The organism is Cyanobium sp. LEGE 06143 (assembly GCF_015207535.1).
GTDB lineage: Bacteria > Cyanobacteriota > Cyanobacteriia > PCC-6307 > Cyanobiaceae > NIES-981.
In genome coordinates, this window is record NZ_JADEWP010000203.1 from 1 (window position 1) to 4,056 (window position 4,056).

Below are 4,056 nucleotides of genomic sequence, written 5' to 3' on the forward strand. Positions count from 1 at the left end.
GCCCGAACCCCGTCCCCTGCTGATGGAGGCGCCCCCGCCAGTGTCACGCAGGAAGGTGCCCAAGCGGATCGGAGCCTGGCGGGTGGCCGGCGATCTGCCCTCGAGCTTTCGCTACGCCGCCCAGGGCCTGGCCTACGGCCTGCGCAGCCAGCGCAACTTCCGCATCCATACCGCCACCGGCGCAGTGGTGTTCGGTTTGGGGTTGTGGCTGCAGCTCAGCGTCGACCGCATGGCCCTGCTGGTGCTCACGGTGGCGGCCGTGCTGGTGCTGGAGCTGCTCAACACCGCCACCGAGGCCGTGGTGGACCTGGCCATCGGCCGCCAGTTCCATCCCCTGGCCCGGGTGGCGAAGGACTGCGCCGCGGCCGCCGTGCTGGTGGCGGCCATGGCGTCGCTGGTGATCGCCGCCCTGCTGCTGGTGCCGCCGATGCTGAGCCGCTTCGGCCTCTGAAGCCGGCTCGGCCTTTGAATGGGCCGAGGCCTCGAGCGTTCATGCTTCTCGTTCTCGACAACTACGACAGCTTCACCTTCAACCTGGTGCAGTACCTGGGCGAGTTGGCGGCCGACCATCCCCTCGCCTCCGAGGTGCGGGTGGAGCGCAACGACGCCCTGAGCCTGGAGCAGATCCGGGCCCTGCAGCCGGCGGCGATCCTGATCTCGCCGGGCCCGGGGGATCCGGATCAGTCGGGCGTGTGCCTGGAGGTGCTGCGGCAGCTGAGCCCCACGGTGCCCACCCTGGGGGTTTGCCTGGGGCACCAGGCCCTGGCCCAGGTGTACGGCGGCCGGGTGGTGCGGGCCCGGGAGCTGATGCACGGCAAGACCTCGCCGGTGCTGCATGAGGGCGCCGGGGTGTTCGAGGGCCTGCCCAGGCCACTCACGGCCACGCGCTACCACAGCCTGATCGCGGAGCGCGACTCGCTGCCCGACTGCCTGGAGATCACCGCCTGGCTGGAGGACGGCACGATCATGGGCCTGCGGCACCGCAGCCATCCCCACCTGCAGGGGGTGCAGTTCCACCCCGAGAGCGTGCTCACCCAGGGCGGCCACGCCCTGCTGGCCAACTTCCTCAACCAGGCGGCAGGCTGAACCCCGCCGGCCGGCCAGGCCAGGCAACGCTGCTAGTTTCGCGCCAGCAAAGCGGCCCGATTCGATGGTGAGCGCCACCCAGACCCGCCGAAGCCGTCCGCGGCCCAGCCGCAGCGGCAGCGCCCTGGTGGCCCTGGCCCTCGGCGCCGGCCTGGGGCTGAGCCCGGCGGCGGCCCTGGCCGGCAGCGGCGTGAGCATCACCAGCTACGGCCACAGCGCCCTCATGATCCGTGGCGGCAGCGCCAGCGTGCTGCTCAACCCGTTCAAGGCCGTGGCCTGTGCCGCCGGGCTGGCTGAGCCGCGGGTGAGCGCCACGGTGATCCTGGCCAGCAGCCGCCTGCTGGATGAGGGAGCGCCCGTGGCCAGCGGCAAGTTCCTGGTGGATCCGGGCTCCTACCGGGTGGGCGGCCTCAAGATCGAAGGCATCGGCGGCCCCCACGACCGGGTCGGCGGCCGCCGCTTCGGGCAGTCCACCCTGTGGCGCTGGCAGCAGGGGGGGCTCACCTTCGCCCACCTCGGCGGCACTGTGGCCCGCCTCAGCCCATCAGACAAGGTGCTGCTGGGCCGCCCCGACGTGCTGATCATCGGCGTGGGTGGCGGCGCCAAGGTGTACGACGGCAGCGAGGCTGCCGAGGTGGTGCGCGAGCTGCAGCCGGCGGTGGTGATTCCGGTGCAGTACGTCTCCGGCTCAACGCCCGCCGACTGTGATCAGGGCAGCGTGGACGGCTTCCTGCAGGCCATGGGCGGGGTGCCGGTGAAGCGGCCAGGCCGCAGCCTCAACCTGCCCGGCAGCCTCAGCGGCGGACCGGTGATCCAGGTGATGCGCTGAAGAACGTCAGGGGGAGGTGATGGCCGTGTAGGCGGCCCAGAACTGCTGCATCTGGGCGGTGGTGCCGAGGCTCACCCGCAACGAGCCCCCGATCAGCGGCTTGCCCGCCATGGAGCGCACCAGGATGCCGGCCTCCCTCAGACGCCGCTCCACCTCCTCAGCCGGGCGCTCGGGCCAGAGCAGCAGGTAGTTGCCGCCGGCGGCGTGGTGGCGCACGCCCTGCTGTTGGAGCTGGCTCAGGAGCCAGTGGCGGGCCCGCAGCACCTCGGCCACGTAGGCATCGGTGTAGGGCTGATCGGCCAGGGCCGCCAGGGCGGCCGTCACCGCAAAGCTGTTGATGTCGTAGGGGCCGGTGACGCGGCTGAGACGATCCACCACCGCCTCAGCACCGATCGCAAAGCCGATGCGCAGCCCGGCCAGGCCGGCCGTCTTGGCCAGGGAGCGCAGCACCAGCAGGTTGGGCGTGGCGGCGAAGTCGGCCGTGGGCAGCACGCTGTCGCCCGTGAAGGCCTCGTAGAGCTCATCCACCACCACCAGCGTGGCCGGCGCGGCGGCGGCCAGCTCCAGGATCTGCCCTGGCGCCAGCCGGGTGCCGGTGGGGTTGTTGGGGTTGCAGAGCAGCAGGATGCGCGGGCAGGGCTCGGCGAGCAGGGCCTGGCGGATGGCCTCGAGCGGAAAGGCGAAACCGGGCAGCTCATAGGGGATGGCGGTGATCACCATGCCCTGCATCTGGGCGCAGGGGCTGTAGTAGCCGAAGGTGGGGCTGGTGGTGAGCAGCCGGTCGCTCCGGTTGCCGTAGGCGTGAAAGAGGGCATGGATCGCCGCATCCACCCCGTTGAACAGACCGACCTGGGCCGGGGCGAGCGGCCTGGCCAGGCCTGAGGGGGCGGCGCTGAGGTTGGCCACCACCGCCTCGCGCAGGCCGTCGTACTCGGGGTAGATGGCGTAGTGATCCGCCGGGATGGCGCGCAGCGCCTCCACCACGCGGCGGCTGGGGCCCACGGTGTTCTCGTTGAAATCCAGCCGCAGCAGGCCGCGGCGGCCTTCCAGCGGGGCGCTGTAGGCCTGCAGGCTCTCCACCTCGGGCCGGGCCGGGGGGCCATCTGGCAGGCAAGAGATCAAGGAGGAGCCGGCGGGAACCATGGGCAGCGTAGAAAGCGGTCTGCGGCGTGGAAATGCTGAAGAGGAAGCAGCAGCAACCGTCATGCAGCCCAAGCCATCCCCGCCAGGACTAATCCAGCGCTACCGAAAGGAACTGCAGGTGCGGCACTACTCCCGCCGGACGGTGAACACCTACGCACAATGGCTCAGGCGCTTTCTGCGGTTTCACCACCTGCGCCACCCAAGGGAAATGGGCAGCGACGAGGTGAATGCCTTCCTCAGCCATCTGGCCGTGGAACGGCAAGTTAGAGAGATGGGGCGCTCGCTACCGAGCCGACCAGCGGTATAGTCTTTGTATAGCCGTCGCTGGGGCATGCAGACGAGAGTTCAGAAGTGGGGAAACAGCCTTGGCGTGAGGATTCCACGCGGTTTGGCAGATGAGGTGGGCTTGGGGGCTGGTACGGAAGTCAGCCTCACCGCGAAGGATGGCGAGCTGGTCTTGAGGCCCTCATTGCCTAGCCGGCTCAGGCTTGTGGATCTTCTTGCTGATATCACTCCAGAGAACATTCACGCCTCCGTTCATACGGGGGATGCCGTAGGTTCCGAAGCGTTCTGATGTCTACCTACGTGCCTGATCGTGGCGATTTGGTGTGGCTGGAGTTCACGCCACAGGCCGGAAGCGAGCAGCGTGGAAGACGGCCAGCACTGGTTATATCTCCAAAGGCCTACAATGGAAAAGTAGGGCTGGCACTATTTTGTCCAATTACATCCAAGATCAAGGGTTACCATTTTGAGGTTCTGCTGCCTGATGGATACTCTGTGAGTAGAGTTGTCCTGTCCGATCAGCTGAAGAGCCTAGACTGGCGAACGAGAAAAGCGAAGTTCATTGAGCGGATTTCTTTAGGGAGGCTCTGGAAAACCCGAGCCATCCGCGCGAAAATATCCCTGTAATCGCAGGCGCGGACTGGGTTCATGGGCAGCAAGCAGCTCGGATTCGGTGATTACGAGCAGACCACGGCCAAGAAGCGCACGAGGCGCGA

7 protein-coding genes are annotated in these 4,056 nt (G+C 68.2%); 6 read left to right on the top strand and 1 reads right to left on the bottom strand.

Going from position 1 to position 4,056, the window contains the following annotated elements:
• The first annotated feature begins 22 nt into the window (after positions 1-22).
• From IQ216_RS12110 to IQ216_RS12120, 3 genes are all read left to right on the top strand, one after another.
• Entirely contained in the window at positions 23-451 is a 429-nt protein-coding gene (locus tag IQ216_RS12110; RefSeq protein ID WP_193815655.1) for a diacylglycerol kinase family protein, read from the top strand.
• 41 nt (positions 452-492) lie between these two features.
• Positions 493-1,086, top strand: a complete 594-nt coding sequence (locus IQ216_RS12115; RefSeq protein WP_193815656.1) for an aminodeoxychorismate/anthranilate synthase component II — start codon at positions 493-495, stop codon at positions 1,084-1,086.
• 64 nt (positions 1,087-1,150) lie between these two features.
• The gene (locus tag IQ216_RS12120; protein ID WP_193815657.1) at positions 1,151-1,915 is read left to right on the top strand and encodes an MBL fold metallo-hydrolase; all 765 of its coding nucleotides are present in this window, start codon (positions 1,151-1,153) and stop codon (positions 1,913-1,915) included.
• A 6-nt stretch (positions 1,916-1,921) separates the two neighbouring features.
• Here the strand turns inward: IQ216_RS12120 and IQ216_RS12125 are convergent, their stop codons facing one another.
• Positions 1,922-3,058 (bottom strand): histidinol-phosphate transaminase, encoded by a 1,137-nt coding sequence (locus IQ216_RS12125; RefSeq protein WP_193815658.1) that lies wholly within the window; start codon positions 3,056-3,058, stop codon positions 1,922-1,924.
• 61 nt (positions 3,059-3,119) lie between these two features.
• On the opposite strand from IQ216_RS12125, the gene IQ216_RS12130 reads away from it, so the two are divergent.
• The 3 genes from IQ216_RS12130 to mazF are packed head-to-tail and all read left to right on the top strand — an operon-like array spanning position 3,120 to position 3,967.
• Positions 3,120-3,365 (top strand): site-specific integrase, encoded by a 246-nt coding sequence (locus tag IQ216_RS12130; protein WP_228007462.1) that lies wholly within the window; start codon positions 3,120-3,122, stop codon positions 3,363-3,365.
• 24 nt (positions 3,366-3,389) lie between these two features.
• On the top strand, positions 3,390-3,632 hold the full coding sequence (locus IQ216_RS12135; RefSeq protein ID WP_186698291.1) for an AbrB/MazE/SpoVT family DNA-binding domain-containing protein: 243 nt from the start codon (positions 3,390-3,392) through the stop codon (positions 3,630-3,632).
• Complete coding sequence (mazF, locus tag IQ216_RS12140) at positions 3,632-3,967, top strand: endoribonuclease MazF (protein ID WP_193815659.1); 336 nt, start codon at positions 3,632-3,634, stop codon at positions 3,965-3,967. Before IQ216_RS12135 ends, mazF begins: the two co-directional genes overlap by 1 nt.
• Positions 3,968-4,056 lie beyond the last annotated feature (89 nt).

What these genes read in the sequence shown, in the direction of transcription:
- IQ216_RS12130 (WP_228007462.1), top strand. Translation starts at nt 3,120, where the DNA reads ATGCAGCCCAAGCCATCCCCGCCAGGACTAATCCAGCGCTACCGAAAG.
- IQ216_RS12120 (WP_193815657.1), top strand. Translation starts at nt 1,151, where the DNA reads ATGGTGAGCGCCACCCAGACCCGCCGAAGCCGTCCGCGGCCCAGCCGC.
- IQ216_RS12125 (WP_193815658.1), bottom strand. Translation starts at nt 3,058, where the DNA reads ATGGTTCCCGCCGGCTCCTCCTTGATCTCTTGCCTGCCAGATGGCCCC.
- IQ216_RS12115 (WP_193815656.1), top strand. Translation starts at nt 493, where the DNA reads ATGCTTCTCGTTCTCGACAACTACGACAGCTTCACCTTCAACCTGGTG.
- IQ216_RS12135 (WP_186698291.1), top strand. Translation starts at nt 3,390, where the DNA reads ATGCAGACGAGAGTTCAGAAGTGGGGAAACAGCCTTGGCGTGAGGATT.
- mazF (WP_193815659.1), top strand. Translation starts at nt 3,632, where the DNA reads ATGTCTACCTACGTGCCTGATCGTGGCGATTTGGTGTGGCTGGAGTTC.
- IQ216_RS12110 (WP_193815655.1), top strand. Translation starts at nt 23, where the DNA reads ATGGAGGCGCCCCCGCCAGTGTCACGCAGGAAGGTGCCCAAGCGGATC.